A 15,451-nucleotide genomic window follows, 5' to 3' on the forward strand; every position below is an offset into this window, starting at 1 on the left:
CTGAACATGAGGGTGCAAGCACGGGGCCTGACTCGAGCTTAGAAGCAAAAACCCCTATCCGGTTCCCGGCAGCCCCATTTACCTGCACGGTTATCGTTGCCATTTGTCGACTAGTCGCACATCCGCCTCATTTTTTGCCCGGCGCGGACGACACAGGAGGGCGCTGCGACGTTTCGCCGCGCCCTCCCCGTTGACCGCCTTGTGCAGACAGACCTCGCAATGACCAAAAACCTGAAGTTCAGCCACAAGATCCTGCTGGCCGCCGCCCTCGTGGTCGCGGTGGCGTTTACCTGTTTCATCCTGTTCAACGATTACCGCCAGCGCCAGTCGCTGCGCAGCAACACCGAGGCCACGATGCAGGAGCTCGGCAGCCTGACCACCAGCAACATCCAGACCTGGCTGCAGAGCCGCATCCAGCTGCAGCATTCGTTTGCCCAGCAGGTGGCCGTGGATGGCCCCGGCAAGCCGAGCCTGGACCGGCTGATGGCGTTGCCGGTGTATGCCAGCAACTTCACCCTGACCTACTTCGGCGGCCAGGACGGCAGCATGCAATCGGTGCCCACGGGCAACCGCGCCGCCGACTACGACCCGCGGGTACGCGGCTGGTACAAGGACGCCAGCGAGGCCGGGCGCAGCATCGTTACCGAACCCTACGTCTCGGCCTCCTCGGGCAAGCTGGTGATCACCATTGCCACCCCGGTGCAGCAGGCTGGCCGCCTGATCGGTGTCAGCGGTGCCGACACCGACCTGGACACCATCAGCAGCATCATCAACTCGCTGAACTTCGACGGCCACGGCCTGGCGTTCATCGTCAATGCCGAGGGCAAGATCCTGATCCACCCGGACAACTCGCTGACCCTCAAGCGCCTGGCCGATGCCTACCCGCAGGGCACGCCGCAGCCGGGTAGCGGCCTCAAGGAAGTCGAGCAGGACGGGCGCCGGCAGTTCATCAGCTTCACCCGCGTCAACGGCGTGCCTTCGGCCGACTGGTACGTGGCGATGGTGGTCGACCAGGACTACGCCTTTGCCATGCTCGGCGAGTTTCGGACCTCGGCCATCGTGGCCACGGCCATCGCCGTGCTGATCATCATCGCCTTGCTCGGCGTGCTGATCCGCGTCCTGATGGAGCCGCTGCATGTGATGGGCCGCGCCATGCACGATATCGCCGAAGGCGAAGGCGACCTGACCCGGCGCCTGCGCATTCATGCCCATGACGAGTTCGGCGCGCTGGGCTCCTCGTTCAACCGCTTCGTGGAACGTATCCACAACTCGATCAGCGAAGTGTCCTCGGCCACCGGTCGGGTCAATGAAGTGGCCCTGCGCGTGGTCAGCGCCTCGAACGCGTCGATCCACAATGCCGACCAGCAGTCGGGCCGCACCAGCAGTGTGGCGGCGGCGATCAACCAGCTGGGCGCCGCCGCCCATGAGATCGCCCACAACGCCGCCCTTGCCTCACAGCACTCCAGCGAAGCACGCAACCTGGCCGAGGACGGCCAGCAGGTGGTCGACCAGACCATTGCGGTGATGAACCAGCTGTCGAGCAAGATCAGCGACGCCAGCACCCATATCGAGACGCTCAACGCCAACACGGTGAACATCGGCCAGATTCTCGAGGTGATCAGCGGCATTTCCCAGCAGACCAACCTGCTGGCACTGAACGCGGCCATCGAGGCGGCACGTGCCGGCGAGGCCGGTCGCGGGTTTGCGGTGGTGGCCGACGAGGTGCGCAACCTGGCCCACCGTACCCAGGACTCGGCGCAACAGGTGCAGAAGATCATCGAGCAGTTGCAGGCCGGCGCACAGGTGGCGGTGGGCACCATGACCGAGAGTCAGCGCCAGAGCGAGCACAGCGTGGGCATTGCCAACCAGGCCGGCGAGCGCCTGGGCAGCGTGACCGTGCGCATTGGCGAAATCGACGGGATGAACCAGTCGGTGGCCACCGCCACCGAAGAGCAGACGGCCGTGGTGGAATCGATCAATGTCGACATCACCGAGATCAATACGCTGAATCAGGAAGGGGTGGAGAATTTGCAGGCGACGCTGCGGGCCTGCAATGACCTGCAGAGCCAGGTGGACAGGTTGAAGCAGCTGGTGGGCAGCTTCAGGATCTAGGGTGAAACAATCGCGGGTCAAGCCCGCTCCCACAAGGACTGCGATAGTCCTAGTGGGAGCGGGCTTGACCCGCGATTGGGTTCAGCTCAGAACCGCGAGCCCGGCTCCAGCAGAAAGTCCATCTCTTCATCGGTGCTCGGGCGCCCCAGCACCAGGTTGCGGTGCGGGAAGCGGCCGAACCGCGCAATCACCCGCTGGTGCTGCTCGGCATAGTCCAGGAAACCTTCGAACAGGCGCCGGTCACTGTCCGGCTGCGCATCCAGCAGCAACTGATAGCGCTCGATGCTGATGTTCTGCCAGTCCAGCACCTCGGCATGCTCCAGCACCAGCAGGATGAACACCCGCTGGATAGGCAGCAGCTGGTAGTCCCAGGCCTTGTCCAGGCCCTGCATCACCAGCACCTGCGCGCGCCGGTCGCCATCGAAGGCGTGCTGCGTGTCGCGGTGGATCATGCGGGGCAGCTGGTCCAGCAGCAGCACCAGGCCCAGCCAGCCCTGGGGGCTTGCCAGCCATTCGTCCAGCTCGCCGGCCAGCGCCTGCGCGGCCAGCTCGCCGAAGCGCTCGCGCGCCTCGTCGTCGTGGTGCTTGCCGAACCACAGCGTACTCTTCTCGTCAGCCACGGCCTGGGGGCTGGTGCCCCAGCCGAACCACCACTCCAGCAACGGCTGCCAAGGTGCGAGCATGATTTACTCCTGGTGATAACCGGTGACGCGCTCGACTTCCTGCTTCGAACCCAGGAACACCGCCACACGCTGGTGCAGGCTCTCGGGCTGGATGTCGAGGATGCGCTGGCGACCGTCGGTGGAAGCACCGCCGGCCTGTTCGATGATGAACGACATCGGGTTGGCTTCGTACATCAGGCGCAGCTTGCCCGGCTTGGATGGCTCGCGCGCATCGCGCGGGTACATGAACAGGCCGCCACGGGTCAGGATGCGGTGCACGTCGGCAACCATCGAGGCGATCCAGCGCATGTTGTAGTTCTTTTTCAGCGGGCCGGTCTCGCCAGCCAGCAGTTCGCCCACATAGCGGGTCACCGGGGCTTCCCAGTGGCGCTGGTTGGACATGTTGATGGCGAACTCGGCGGTGGTTTCCGGCACCTGGATGTTCTCGTGGGTCAGCACGAAACTGCCCAGCTCGCGGTCCAGGGTGAAGCCCTTGACGCCGTTGCCCAGGGTCAGGATCAGCATGGTCTGCGGGCCGTAGATCGCGTAACCGGCGGCCACCTGCTTGGTGCCCGGCTGCAGGAAGGCCTGTTCGTTGAGGCTTTCGTTCTGGCTCAGGTACTCGTTGGGGCAGCGCAGTACCGAGAAGATGGTGCCGACCGAGACGTTGACGTCGATGTTCGACGAACCGTCCAGCGGGTCGAATACCAGCAGGTAGGCACCCTTGGGGTACTTGCCCGGGATCTGGTAGGCATTGTCCATCTCTTCGGACGCCATGCCGGCCAGGTGGCCGCCCCACTCGTTGGCTTCGAGCAGGATGTCGTTGGAAATCACGTCCAGTTTCTTCTGGACTTCGCCCTGCACGTTTTCAGTGCCCATGCTGCCCAGCACGCCGCCCAGGGCGCCCTTGGACACGTTGTGGCTGATTTCCTTGCACGCACGCGCCACCACTTCGATAAGGAAGCGCAGATCGGCAGGGGTGCTGTTGCTGCGGGTCTGCTCAATCAGATAGCGACTCAGGGTAACGCGGGACATGTAAGGCTCCGGAGGATGGGGTAGAAAAAACCCACGCAGTTTACAGGGAGAGTGAAGCGCTAGCGAGCAATAGGACATGCTCGCCCGATCAGACGACACATCGGCCCGAAGGTTCACGCCCCCGGGCCCGATGCCAGGCGCCTACTCCAGCGCGTTCCATATCTCCCCGGCGTATTCGCGAATGGTGCGGTCCGACGAGAACCAGCCCATGCGCGCGGTATTGAGCACGGCCGAGCGCCACCACTGCTGGGGGTCGTGCCACAGCTCCTCGACGCGGCGCTGGGCCTCCCAGTAGGCATCGAAGTCGGCGCACACCAGGAAGCGGTCATACGGCACCAGTGAATCGATCAGCCCCACGTAGCGCGCCGGGTCGTCCGGCGAGAACACCCCGCCGCGGATCGCCTGGAGCACGTCGTTGAGCCGGTACGAGGCGCCGATGGCGGAGCTGGCACCGAAATCGCCGCTGCGCTTGCGCGCCTCCACCTGCTGGGAGGTCAGGCCGAAGATGAACATGTGCTCGGCCCCCACCTGCTCGCACATCTCGACGTTGGCGCCGTCCAGGGTGCCGATGGTCAGCGCGCCATTGAGGCCGAACTTCATGTTGCTGGTGCCCGAAGCCTCGTAGCCGGCGGTGGAGATCTGCTCGGACAGGTCCGCCGCCGGGATGATGCTCTCGGCCAGGCTCACGTTGTAGTTGGGCAGGAACACCACCTTGAGCAGCCCGCGCACGGTCGGGTCGTTGTTGACCACCCTGGCGATGTCGTTGGCCAGCTTGATGATCAGCTTGGCCTGGTGATAGCTGGCGGCGGCCTTGCCGGCGAAGATCTTCACCCGCGGCGCCCAGTGCGTGCCCGGCTCGGCGCGGATCGCCTGGTACAGCGCCACGGTATGCAGCAGGTTGAGCAACTGGCGCTTGTATTCGTGGATGCGCTTGACCTGCACATCGAACATCGCCTCGGGGTCGACCGTGATGCCCAGGCGCTCCTGGATCAGGTTGGCCAGGGCCTTCTTGCTGTGCAGGCGCTGCTGGGCGAAGGCCTTGCGAAACGCCGGCTTGTCGGCGAACGGTTCGAGGCGCCGCAGGTGCTTCTCGGGGTCGTCCAGCACCTCGGGCCCCAGCGCCTCCACCAGCATGCGGGTGAGCGGCGGGTTGGCCTGGTACAGCCAGCGGCGGAAGGTGATGCCGTTGGTCTTGTTGTTGATCCGCTCGGGGTAGAGCTTGTGCAGTTCGGCGAACACGGTGCTGCGCATCAGCTTGGTGTGCAGCCCCGACACGCCGTTGACGCTGTGCGACCCGAGGAACGCCAGGTTGCCCATGCGCACCCGCCGGCCGTTGTCCTCCTCGATCAGCGACACCGCGCGCAGCACGTCGAAGTCATGGATGCCCTTGGCCCGCAGCGCGTCGATATGAAAGGCGTTGATCAGGTAGATGATCTGCATGTGGCGCGGCAGCATGCGCTCCATCAGCCCCACCGACCAGGTCTCCAGCGCCTCGGGCAGCAGGGTGTGGTTGGTGTAGGCCAGGGTGTCGACGGTGAGCTGCCAGGCGGTGTCCCACGGCAGTTCGTGCTGGTCCACCAGCAGGCGCATCAGCTCGGCCACGGCAATCGAGGGGTGGGTGTCGTTGAGCTGGATGGCGGCCTTTTCGTGCAGGTTGAGCAGCGTGGGGTTCATGTTCAGGTGGCGGCGCAGCAGGTCCTGCAGCGAGGCCGAGACGAAGAAGTACTCCTGGCGCAGGCGCAGCTCCTGGCCGGCCTCGGTGCTGTCGGCCGGGTACAGTACCCGCGAGATGCTCTCGGCACGGGCCACTTCGGCTACCGCGCCCAGGTGGTCGCCGGCATTGAAACGCTCCAGGTGCAGCTCTTCCAGGGCCCGTGCGCGCCACAGGCGCAGGGTATTGACGCTGGCACCACGCCAGCCCACCACGGGCGTGTCGTAGGCCACCGCGCGCACCGTTTCGGCCGGCCACCACACCTGGCGCGGCTGGCCGGATTCGTCGTGCCGGGTCTCGACGCTGCCGCCGAAACTGATCGGGTAGATCACCTCGGCACGCTCGAACTCCCAGGGGTTGCCGAAATCCAGCCAGTTTTCGGTCTGCTCCTGCTGCCAGCCGTCGACCACGGCCTGGCGAAACAGCCCGTGCTCATAGCGGATACCGTAGCCGTGGGCGGCGATGCCCAGGGTCGACATGCTCTCCATGAAGCACGCCGCCAGGCGCCCGAGGCCGCCGTTGCCCAGTGCCGCATCGGGTTCGAGCAGGCGGATGCGCTCCAGGTCCACGTCCAGCCCGGTCATTGCTTCACGGGCGATGTCCAGCAGGCCGAGGTTGCTCAGGCTGTCGTACAGCAGGCGGCCGATGAGAAATTCGAGGGAGAGGTAATAGACGCGCTTCTGGCTCTTGCGGTAGATCTGCCGCGTGTGGTCCATCCAGTGGTCGACCATGTGGTCGCGGGCGGCCAGGGCGATGGCCTCGAACCAGTCGTGGTCGAAGGCGTGCTCGGGGTCCTTGCCGACGGCATAGGTCAGTTTTTCCAGTACAGCGGTGCGAAAGGCAGCCACCTGTGCGTCACGTGCGAGTGGTTCCTGAGACATACGACGTCCTCGGGCAAGTTGACGAATGCGGATGGGGATTTCTCAGCCTAGACGGTTCGACCGGGCGCGGTAGCGCGGGTTCGTTTGTTTCTGTGCAAAAGCGGTACCGGGTTGGCACGAACCCGGCAAATGGTTGTTCACATTTTGACCAACTCCGGTATGATCGCGCGCCCACCCGACCATCTGAAAAACCGAACCTGATGAAACCGACCCTGATTGCCGCCGCCGAACTCGACCGCCTGGATACCTGGCAGAGGTATTCCAGCCACATGTGCGGGGGCTGCATGTCCAGTTGCTGCACCTTGCCGGTGGAGGTCAAGCTCACGGATCTGATCCGCATTGGCGTGGTGGACGAATTCGAACGGGGCGAGCCGCCCAAGAACATCGCCAAGCGCCTGCAGAAGGATGGGATCGTCGAGCGCTTCAACCAGAAGTCCGGGATCTTCACCTTGCAGCGCATGAGCAACGACGATTGCCTGTACCTGGACCGCAAGACGCGGTTCTGCACCATTTACGACAAGCGCCCCGACACCTGCCGCAACCACCCAAGGATCGGCCCGCGGCCGGGGTACTGCGCGTACAAGCCAAAGCCCGTGGCCCGCTGAGCTGTAGGAGCCGGCGTTGCCGGCGAAGCCTTCACCGCGCGCTCACTGACGGTCGCGGTGCCGCCTTCGCCAGCAAGGCTGGCTCCTACCTGAAGCATGCCGCACCCCATACAAACAAAAACGCCCCCGGCCTTTCGGCCGGGGGCGTTTTCATTCAGCCTGAGCTAACTCAGTTCTTGGCTTTCTTGGCAGCGCGGGTACGCTCGCCTTCGTCCAGGATCTTCTTGCGCAGACGGATCGACTTGGGCGTGACTTCGCACAGCTCGTCGTCCTGGATGAATTCCAGGGCCTGTTCCAGGGTGAAGCGAACAGGTGGCACCAGAGCGATGGTTTCGTCTTTGCCCGAAGCACGCATGTTGTCGAGCTTCTTGCCCTTGGTAGGGTTGACGCCCAGGTCGTTGTCACGGCTGTTCAGACCGACGATCTGACCGTTGTAGATCTCCTGGCCGTGCTCGACGAACAGCTTGCCGCGCGCCTGCAGGGTTTCCAGCGAGTAGGTCAGCGCCTTGCCGGTCTCTACCGATACCAGTACGCCGTTCTGACGGCCGGACATGTGGCCGGACTTCATTGGCGCGTAGCGATCGAAGATCGAGGTCAGGATGCCTGCACCGTTGGTCAGGGTCAGGAACTGGTTGCGGAAACCGATCAGACCACGGGCTGGAATGTTGTATTCCAGACGTACACGGCCCTTGCCATCCGGCACCATGTTGGTCAGGTCGCCTTTACGCAGGCCCATTTCTTCCATGACCTTGCCCTGCGAATCTTCAGGGATGTCGATGGTGACGTTCTCGAACGGCTCGTGCTTGGCACCGTCGATTTCGCGGATGATCACTTCCGGACGACCAACACCCATTTCGAAGCCTTCGCGACGCATGGTTTCGATCAGTACCGACAGGTGCAGCTCACCACGGCCCGATACCTTGAACTTGTCGGCCGAGTCGCCTTCTTCAACGCGCAGTGCAACGTTGTACAGCAGCTCCTTGTCCAGACGCTCCTTGATGTTGCGGCTGGTGACGAACTTGCCTTCCTTACCGCAGAACGGCGAGTCGTTGACCTGGAAGGTCATCGAAACGGTCGGCTCGTCGACGGTCAGCGGCTTCATCGCCTCGACTGCGTCCGGGGAGCACAGGGTGTCGGAGATGAACAGCTCGTCGAAACCGCTGATGCAGACGATGTCGCCAGCCTGGGCTTCTTCGACGTCGACGCGGTGCAGGCCGTGGTGACCCATCAGCTTGAGGATACGACCGTTGCGGCGCTTGCCGTCAACGTCGATGGCCACAACCGGGGTGTTCGGCTTGACGCGACCACGGGCGATGCGACCAACACCGATCACGCCCAGGAAGCTGTTGTAGTCCAGTGCCGAGATCTGCATCTGGAACGGACCGTCGCGGTCGACGCTTGGCGCTGGCACGTTGTCGACGATCGACTGGTACAGCGGGGTCATGTCTTCGGCCATTTCGGTGTGGTCCAGACCGGCAATGCCGTTCAGGGCCGAGGCGTAGACGACCTTGAAGTCCAGCTGTTCGTCGGTGGCACCCAGGTTGTCGAACAGGTCGAAGATCTGGTCCAGAACCCAGTCAGGACGCGCGCCCGGACGGTCGACCTTGTTGATCACCACGATCGGACGCAGGCCGGCTTCGAAAGCCTTCTTGGTCACGAAACGGGTTTGCGGCATAGGGCCGTCCTGGGCGTCTACCAGCAGCAGCACGGAGTCGACCATCGACATCACGCGCTCTACTTCACCACCGAAGTCGGCGTGGCCCGGGGTGTCCACGATGTTGATGTGGTAGCCGTTCCAGTTGATGGCGGTGTTTTTCGCCAGAATGGTAATGCCGCGCTCTTTTTCCTGGTCGTTGGAGTCCATCACGCGCTCGTCGTTGAGCTCGTTGCGCTCCAGGGTGCCGGACTGACGCAGCAGTTTGTCTACCAGGGTGGTCTTGCCATGGTCAACGTGGGCGATGATGGCGATGTTGCGTAGATTTTCGATCACTTGTGTATCTCGATCAGAGGATTCGGGTTGCCGCCCAGTCTAGGCGGCGAATGTGAATGAACGGCGCTCAACGGGCTCGTCGGTCGGGAGGGCGATGGCGGATACTGCCGCCATACAACCCCGGCATCTTATGTCGGACGATAAACGCGCACATTGGCATGCCCCTCACTCAGTAGATGGTGGGCATGCAGGCGACTCATCACTCCCTTGTCGCAATACAGCAAGTACTGGCGCGTGGGGTCCAGCTCCTTGAAGCGACTGTTGAGGGCGTAGAACGGCAAGGCCTTGACCTCGATGCCGTCCAGTTCCAGAGGCTGGTCTTCCTGGGCGTCGGGGTGACGAATGTCGATCACCACCTGCCCGGCCAGCGCCTGGCTGACTTCTTCGATCTGGATATCCTGGCCCAGTTCATCGATCACGTGGTCGATGGACACCAGGCGGGCGCGTTCCAGGGCGCGCTCGAGAACGGCCATGTCGAACTGCTTCTCTTCATGGTCGACGCGGTGACGCTTGGCACAGGTGGTCGGGTTCACCGAGATCACGCCGCAGTACTCGGGCATGTGCTTGGCGAACTCGGCGGTGCCGATTTCATTGGCCTGGTCGATGATGTCCTGCTTGTGGCTGGCCAGCAGCGGGCGCAGCACCAGCTTCTCGGTGGCCGAGTCGATCACCGCCAGGTTGGGCAATGTCTGGCTGGACACCTGGGAAATCGCCTCGCCGGTGACCAGCGCGTCGATCTGCAGGCGGTCGGCGATGTTGGTGGCGGCGCGCAGCATCATGCGCTTGAGGGTCACGCCCATGTAGCTGTTGTCGACCTTGCCGAGGATCTCGCCCACCACCTCTTCGAACGGCACGCTGACGAACAGCACGCGCTGGCTGCTGCCGTACTTCTTCCACAGGTAGTGCGCGACTTCCATCACGCCCAGCTCGTGGGCACGGCCGCCCAGGTTGAAGAAGCAGAAGTGGGTCATCAGGCCGCGGCGCATCATCTGGTAGGCCGCCACGGTGGAGTCGAAGCCGCCGGACATCAGCACCAGGGTCTGCTCCAGCGCGCCCAGCGGGTAGCCGCCGATGCCCTTGTGCTGGTTGTGGATCACGTACAGCCGCTTGTCGCGGATCTCGATGCGCACTTCCACTTCGGGGTTGCGCAGGTCGATGCCGGCGGCGCCGCACTGCTGGCGCAGCTGGCTGCCGACATAGCGGTCGACGTCCATCGAGCTGAAATCATGGTGGCCGCCGCGCTTGCAGCGCACGGCAAAGTGCTTGCCGGCCAGCAGGTGGCCGAAATGCGTCTTGCACTTGGCGACGATATCGTCGAAATCGCCCAGCGGGTACTCATCGACCTGGAGGAAATGCGCGATGCCCGGCATGCAGCTCAGGCGCTCGGTCATTTCGCGCAGCACTTTCTCGTCGTCCAGGCGGGTGACCACCTCCAGATTGTCCCAGACACCATCGACCGCGAGCGCAGGATCCAGGTCCTTGAGCACGGTGCGGATGTTGCGGCCCAGTTGACGGATGAAGCGCTTTCGAACCGGGCGGCTCTTGATGGTGATCTCTGGAAAGACTTTGACGATTAGTTTCATGAAAACAGCGCGCGCGTGGCCAGCCGAAAAAGAAGGGGCGCGGATTATAGCGGAATTCGCTCAAGCTTTGAGCAACTTTTGTACAGAAGGTTTCACGCGCACCATTTTGGGTCACTCAAACGAAAAAACGCCTCCTAAGAGTGCAGGAAAAACCCCTGAAGCGCCGTTGGCACCCGTAAACGCGTGAGAATGGGGCGAAAAACCCAACTCGGGGCACTGGCATGCAATTTGCTCCCTTGTGAGGCAGGTTGCCTTGGCCGACTATTCGCGCCCGGCATCACCCAAATTACAAGGGCTGCACAGGCACGCTCTACCCCACCCGGAGGACACCATGTCGAAGTCGGTTCAACTCATCAAAGATCATGACGTTAAATGGATTGATCTGCGCTTCACTGACACCAAGGGCACCCAGCACCACGTCACCATGCCAGCCCGTGACGCGCTGGAAGACGACTTCTTCGAAGCCGGCAAGATGTTCGACGGTTCCTCCATCGCTGGCTGGAAAGGCATCGAAGCCTCCGACATGATCCTGATGCCGGACGACTCCACCGCCGTGCTCGACCCGTTCACCGAAGAGCCGACCCTTATCCTGGTCTGCGACATCATCGAACCGTCGACCATGCAAGGCTACGACCGCGACCCGCGCGCCATCGCCAAGCAGGCCGAAGAGTTCCTGCGCTCCACCGGCATCGGCGACACCGTATTCGCAGGCCCTGAGCCTGAGTTCTTCATCTTCGACGAAGTGAAGTTCAAGTCCGACATTTCGGGCTCGATGTTCAAGATCTACTCCGAGCAGGGCTCGTGGATGTCCGACCAGGACGTGGAAGGTGGCAACAAGGGCCACCGTCCAGGCGTCAAGGGCGGCTACTTCCCGGTTCCGCCGTTCGACCACGACCACGAGATCCGTACTGCCATGTGCAACGCACTGGAAGAAATGGGCCAGGTCGTCGAAGTGCACCACCACGAAGTGGCGACTGCCGGTCAGAACGAAATCGGCGTCAAGTTCAACACCCTGGTGAAAAAAGCTGACGAAGTTCAGACCCTGAAATACGTCGTGCACAACGTTGCCGACGCCTATGGCCGCACCGCTACCTTCATGCCAAAACCGCTGTACGGCGACAACGGCTCGGGCATGCACGTGCACATGTCGATCTGGAAAGACGGCAAGAACACCTTCGCTGGCGAAGGCTATGCCGGCCTGTCCGATACCGCCCTGTACTTCATCGGCGGCATCATCAAGCACGGCAAGGCCCTGAACGGCTTCACCAACCCGTCGACCAACTCCTACAAGCGTCTGGTCCCGGGCTTCGAAGCCCCGGTCATGCTGGCCTACTCGGCACGCAACCGTTCTGCCTCGATCCGCATTCCTTACGTGTCGAGCCCCAAGGCCCGCCGTATCGAAGCGCGCTTCCCGGACCCGGCGGCCAACCCGTACCTGGCCTTCGCTGCGCTGCTGATGGCCGGCCTGGACGGCATCCAGAACAAGATCCACCCAGGCGATGCCGCCGACAAGAACCTGTACGACCTGCCGCCTGAAGAGGCCAAAGAGATCCCGCAGGTCTGTGGCAGCCTGAAGGAAGCCCTGGAAGAGCTGGACAAGGGCCGTGCGTTCCTGACCAAGGGCGGCGTGTTCTCCGACGAGTTCATCGATGCCTACATCGCCCTGAAAAGCGAAGAAGAAATCAAGGTGCGCACCTTCGTACACCCACTGGAATACGAGCTGTACTACAGCTGCTAAGCCAGTGACGCTCGCTCACGCGGCGTAACGAGAGAGGCCTCCCATTCGGGAGGCCTTTTTTTGCGCTGACTTCATCGCGGGTCAAGCCGCTGCTACAAACCAGTGGGAACGGGCTTGACCCGCGATGAAGTCAGCAGTGCTCTACAATGGTGCACAAGGCAGCGCTACCCCTGCACCAACAGCCCATTTTGGTTCAAAAACAGCCTGCAACCTGTTAACCCAGTCATTTTTTGCGCAGCCAAGGCCCGGTTTCAGGGAATTGCGCTTCTTTTCGGAGCCTTGGTTTGGTTCTTGCATTTTCCTGGCATCAGCCGATTACCAGCGCGCGCCACCCTGGCCCCGATCAGGGCGGTACTGTGCCAAAAGAGGTCAACGACGCCCCATGACCATCAGCGATGCACTGCACCGACTGCTACTGGACAACCTGACCACTGCCACCATTCTGCTCAATGCCGAATTGCGCCTGGAGTACATGAACCCGGCAGCGGAAATGCTCCTGGCCATCAGCGGCCAGCGCAGCCACGGGCAGTTCATCAGCGAGCTGTTCACCGAATCGACCGAAGCGCTCAACTCGCTGCGCCAGGCCGTGGAGCACGCGCACCCGTTCACCAAGCGCGAAGCCATGCTCACCGCCCTCACCGGCCAGACCCTGACCGTCGACTACGCCGTCACCCCGATCCTCAACCACGGCCGCACCCTGCTGCTGCTCGAAGTGCACCCGCGCGACCGCCTGCTGCGCATCACCAAGGAAGAGGCGCAGCTGTCCAAGCAGGAAACCACCAAGATGCTGGTGCGCGGCATGGCCCACGAAATCAAGAACCCGCTGGGCGGCATCCGTGGCGCCGCGCAGCTGCTGGCCCGCGAACTGCCCGACAACGGCCTCAAGGACTACACCAACGTCATCATCGAAGAGGCCGACCGCCTGCGTAACCTGGTCGACCGCATGCTCGGCTCCAACAAACTGCCGTCGCTGGCCATGACCAACATCCACGAAGTGCTCGAGCGCGTGTGCAGCCTGGTGGAGGCCGAAAGCCAGGGCGGCATCACCCTGGTGCGCGACTACGACCCGAGCCTGCCCGACGTGCTGGTGGACCGCGAGCAGATGATCCAGGCCGTGCTCAACATCGTGCGCAACGCCATGCAGGCCATCAGCGGGCAGAACGAGCTGCGCCTGGGCCGCATCACCCTGCGCAGCCGCGCCATGCGCCAGTTCACCATCGGCCACACCCGCCACCGCCTGGTGGCGCGCATCGAAATCATCGACAACGGCCCGGGTATCCCCGCGGAACTGCAGGACACCCTCTTCTATCCCATGGTCAGCGGTCGCCCGGACGGTACCGGGCTGGGCCTGGCCATCACCCAGAACATCATCAGCCAGCACCAGGGCCTGATCGAATGTGACAGCCACCCTGGCCACACCACCTTCTCGATCTTCCTGCCGCTGGAACAAGGAGCCACTTCTTCATGAGCCGAAGCGAAACCGTCTGGATCGTCGACGACGACCGCTCCATCCGTTGGGTCCTGGAAAAAGCCCTGCAACAGGAAGGCATGACCACCCAGAGCTTCGACAGTGCCGATGGGGTCATGAGCCGCCTGGCCCGCCAGCAGCCGGACGTGATCATCTCCGACATTCGCATGCCCGGTGCCAGCGGCCTGGACCTGCTGGCGCAGATCCGCGAGCAGCACCCGCGTCTGCCGGTGATCATCATGACCGCGCACTCGGACCTGGACAGCGCCGTGGCCTCGTACCAGGGCGGCGCGTTCGAGTACCTGCCCAAGCCATTCGACGTGGACGAGGCGGTGTCGCTGGTCAAGCGCGCCAACCAGCACGCCCAGGAACAGCAGGGCATGGCCGAGCCCCAGGCGCTGACCCGCACCCCGGAAATCATCGGCGAAGCGCCGGCCATGCAGGAGGTGTTTCGCGCCATCGGCCGGCTCAGCCATTCCAACATCACCGTGCTGATCAACGGCGAATCGGGCACCGGCAAGGAGTTGGTGGCCCACGCCCTGCACCGTCACAGCCCGCGCGCCGCCTCGCCGTTCATCGCGCTGAACATGGCGGCGATCCCCAAGGACCTGATGGAGTCCGAACTGTTCGGCCATGAAAAGGGCGCGTTCACCGGCGCGGCCAACCTGCGCCGGGGGCGTTTCGAGCAGGCCGACGGCGGCACGCTGTTTCTCGACGAGATCGGCGACATGCCGGCCGACACCCAGACCCGCCTGCTGCGCGTGCTGGCCGATGGCGAGTTCTACCGGGTGGGCGGGCATGTGCCGGTGAAGGTGGACGTGCGCATCATTGCCGCCACCCACCAGAACCTGGAAACCCTGGTGCAGGCCGGCAAGTTCCGTGAAGACTTGTTCCACCGCCTGAACGTGATCCGCATCCACATCCCGCGCCTGGCCGACCGCCGCGAAGACATCCCGACCCTGGCCCGGCACTTTCTGGGGCGTGCGGCGCAGGAGCTGTCGGTGGAGCCCAAGCTGCTCAAGCCGGAGACCGAGGAGTTCATGCGCAACCTGCCGTGGCCGGGCAACGTGCGCCAGCTGGAGAACACCTGCCGCTGGATCACGGTGATGGCCTCGGGGCGCGAGGTGCATATCGGCGACTTGCCGCCGGAGCTGCTGAACCTGCCGCAGGACGCGGCGCCGGTGACCAACTGGGAGCAGGCGCTGCGCCAGTGGGCCGACCAGGCGCTGAGCCGTGGCCAGTCGAACCTGCTGGACAGCGCAGTGCCGAGTTTCGAGCGGATCATGATCGAGACGGCGCTCAAGCACACCGCCGGGCGGCGGCGCGATGCAGCGGTGCTGCTGGGCTGGGGGCGCAACACCCTGACGCGCAAGATCAAGGAACTGGGCATGAAGGTCGACGGCGGGGACGACGAGGGCGACGACGAGGCCTGACTCAGGGGCCTCTTCGCCGGCAAGGCCGGCTCCTACAAACGCCGCCGTACCTGTAGGAGCCGGCCTTGCCGGCAAAGGGCTTGCCCCATTGCTGCACCATGCCTGCCCCCGCTGCACCGCCTGAAGGCAAAAACACCCCTCACAACCGCATCAAACCCTGCAAAACCCCTGGTTCCATTGCCCCAGGCCAACTTGGCACACCACCTGCATATACCTAAGCACGACCCAGTTTT

At 63.5% G+C, this 15,451-nt stretch carries 10 protein-coding genes; 5 read left to right on the forward strand and 5 right to left on the reverse strand.

Going from position 1 to position 15,451, the window contains the following annotated elements; all coding sequences use genetic code 11:
- The first annotated feature begins 219 nt into the window (after positions 1 to 219).
- Entirely contained in the window at positions 220 to 2,112 is a 1,893-nt protein-coding gene (locus V9K84_RS20230) for a methyl-accepting chemotaxis protein (protein ID WP_088514672.1), read from the forward strand.
- 86 nt (positions 2,113 to 2,198) lie between these two features.
- Here V9K84_RS20230 and V9K84_RS20235 read toward each other — a convergent pair whose 3' ends face one another.
- The 3 genes from V9K84_RS20235 to V9K84_RS20245 form a co-directional block, all read right to left on the reverse strand.
- Positions 2,199 to 2,795 carry a DUF924 family protein gene (locus V9K84_RS20235; RefSeq protein ID WP_043862186.1) on the reverse strand — a complete coding sequence of 199 codons (597 nt, stop codon included), beginning with the start codon at positions 2,793 to 2,795 and terminating at the stop codon, positions 2,199 to 2,201.
- A gap of 3 nt (positions 2,796 to 2,798) precedes the next feature.
- Entirely contained in the window at positions 2,799 to 3,809 is a 1,011-nt protein-coding gene (locus V9K84_RS20240) for a class 1 fructose-bisphosphatase (RefSeq protein WP_043862187.1), read from the reverse strand.
- A gap of 141 nt (positions 3,810 to 3,950) precedes the next feature.
- Positions 3,951 to 6,401 carry a glycogen/starch/alpha-glucan phosphorylase gene (locus V9K84_RS20245; RefSeq protein WP_058541651.1) on the reverse strand — a complete coding sequence of 817 codons (2,451 nt, stop codon included), beginning with the start codon at positions 6,399 to 6,401 and terminating at the stop codon, positions 3,951 to 3,953.
- A 200-nt stretch (positions 6,402 to 6,601) separates the two neighbouring features.
- On the opposite strand from V9K84_RS20245, the gene V9K84_RS20250 reads away from it, so the two are divergent.
- The gene (locus tag V9K84_RS20250; RefSeq protein ID WP_043862189.1) at positions 6,602 to 7,006 is read left to right on the forward strand and encodes a YkgJ family cysteine cluster protein; all 405 of its coding nucleotides are present in this window, start codon (positions 6,602 to 6,604) and stop codon (positions 7,004 to 7,006) included.
- A gap of 169 nt (positions 7,007 to 7,175) precedes the next feature.
- Here the strand turns inward: V9K84_RS20250 and typA are convergent, their stop codons facing one another.
- Together typA and thiI are read right to left on the reverse strand one after the other, a co-directional pair.
- Positions 7,176 to 8,996, reverse strand: a complete 1,821-nt coding sequence (gene typA / locus V9K84_RS20255; RefSeq protein ID WP_043862190.1) for a translational GTPase TypA — start codon at positions 8,994 to 8,996, stop codon at positions 7,176 to 7,178.
- Between the two features lie 128 nt (positions 8,997 to 9,124).
- Positions 9,125 to 10,579, reverse strand: coding sequence for a tRNA uracil 4-sulfurtransferase ThiI (gene thiI, locus V9K84_RS20260; protein WP_043862191.1), 1,455 nt, complete (start codon positions 10,577 to 10,579; stop codon positions 9,125 to 9,127).
- Positions 10,580 to 10,910: 331 nt separating this feature from the next.
- Between thiI and glnA the strand changes: the two genes are divergently transcribed.
- From glnA to ntrC, 3 genes are all read left to right on the forward strand, one after another.
- Positions 10,911 to 12,317, forward strand: a complete 1,407-nt coding sequence (glnA, locus tag V9K84_RS20265; RefSeq protein WP_043862192.1) for a glutamate--ammonia ligase — start codon at positions 10,911 to 10,913, stop codon at positions 12,315 to 12,317.
- Between the two features lie 382 nt (positions 12,318 to 12,699).
- Entirely contained in the window at positions 12,700 to 13,785 is a 1,086-nt protein-coding gene (gene glnL / locus V9K84_RS20270) for a nitrogen regulation protein NR(II) (RefSeq protein ID WP_043862193.1), read from the forward strand.
- Positions 13,782 to 15,218: a nitrogen regulation protein NR(I) gene (ntrC, locus tag V9K84_RS20275; RefSeq protein ID WP_043862194.1), complete on the forward strand. Its 1,437-nt coding sequence runs from the start codon at positions 13,782 to 13,784 to the stop codon at positions 15,216 to 15,218. Before glnL ends, ntrC begins: the two co-directional genes overlap by 4 nt.
- Positions 15,219 to 15,451: the final 233 nt, after the last annotated feature.

Origin of the sequence: Pseudomonas sp. AE27 (assembly GCF_037113495.1) — a bacterium.
GTDB lineage: Bacteria > Pseudomonadota > Gammaproteobacteria > Pseudomonadales > Pseudomonadaceae > Aquipseudomonas > Aquipseudomonas palmensis.

What these genes read in the sequence shown, in the direction of transcription:
- V9K84_RS20230 (WP_088514672.1), top strand. Translation starts at nt 220, where the DNA reads ATGACCAAAAACCTGAAGTTCAGCCACAAGATCCTGCTGGCCGCCGCC.
- V9K84_RS20235 (WP_043862186.1), bottom strand. Translation starts at nt 2,795, where the DNA reads ATGCTCGCACCTTGGCAGCCGTTGCTGGAGTGGTGGTTCGGCTGGGGC.
- V9K84_RS20240 (WP_043862187.1), bottom strand. Translation starts at nt 3,809, where the DNA reads ATGTCCCGCGTTACCCTGAGTCGCTATCTGATTGAGCAGACCCGCAGC.
- V9K84_RS20245 (WP_058541651.1), bottom strand. Translation starts at nt 6,401, where the DNA reads ATGTCTCAGGAACCACTCGCACGTGACGCACAGGTGGCTGCCTTTCGC.
- V9K84_RS20250 (WP_043862189.1), top strand. Translation starts at nt 6,602, where the DNA reads ATGAAACCGACCCTGATTGCCGCCGCCGAACTCGACCGCCTGGATACC.
- thiI (WP_043862191.1), bottom strand. Translation starts at nt 10,579, where the DNA reads ATGAAACTAATCGTCAAAGTCTTTCCAGAGATCACCATCAAGAGCCGC.
- glnA (WP_043862192.1), top strand. Translation starts at nt 10,911, where the DNA reads ATGTCGAAGTCGGTTCAACTCATCAAAGATCATGACGTTAAATGGATT.
- glnL (WP_043862193.1), top strand. Translation starts at nt 12,700, where the DNA reads ATGACCATCAGCGATGCACTGCACCGACTGCTACTGGACAACCTGACC.
- ntrC (WP_043862194.1), top strand. Translation starts at nt 13,782, where the DNA reads ATGAGCCGAAGCGAAACCGTCTGGATCGTCGACGACGACCGCTCCATC.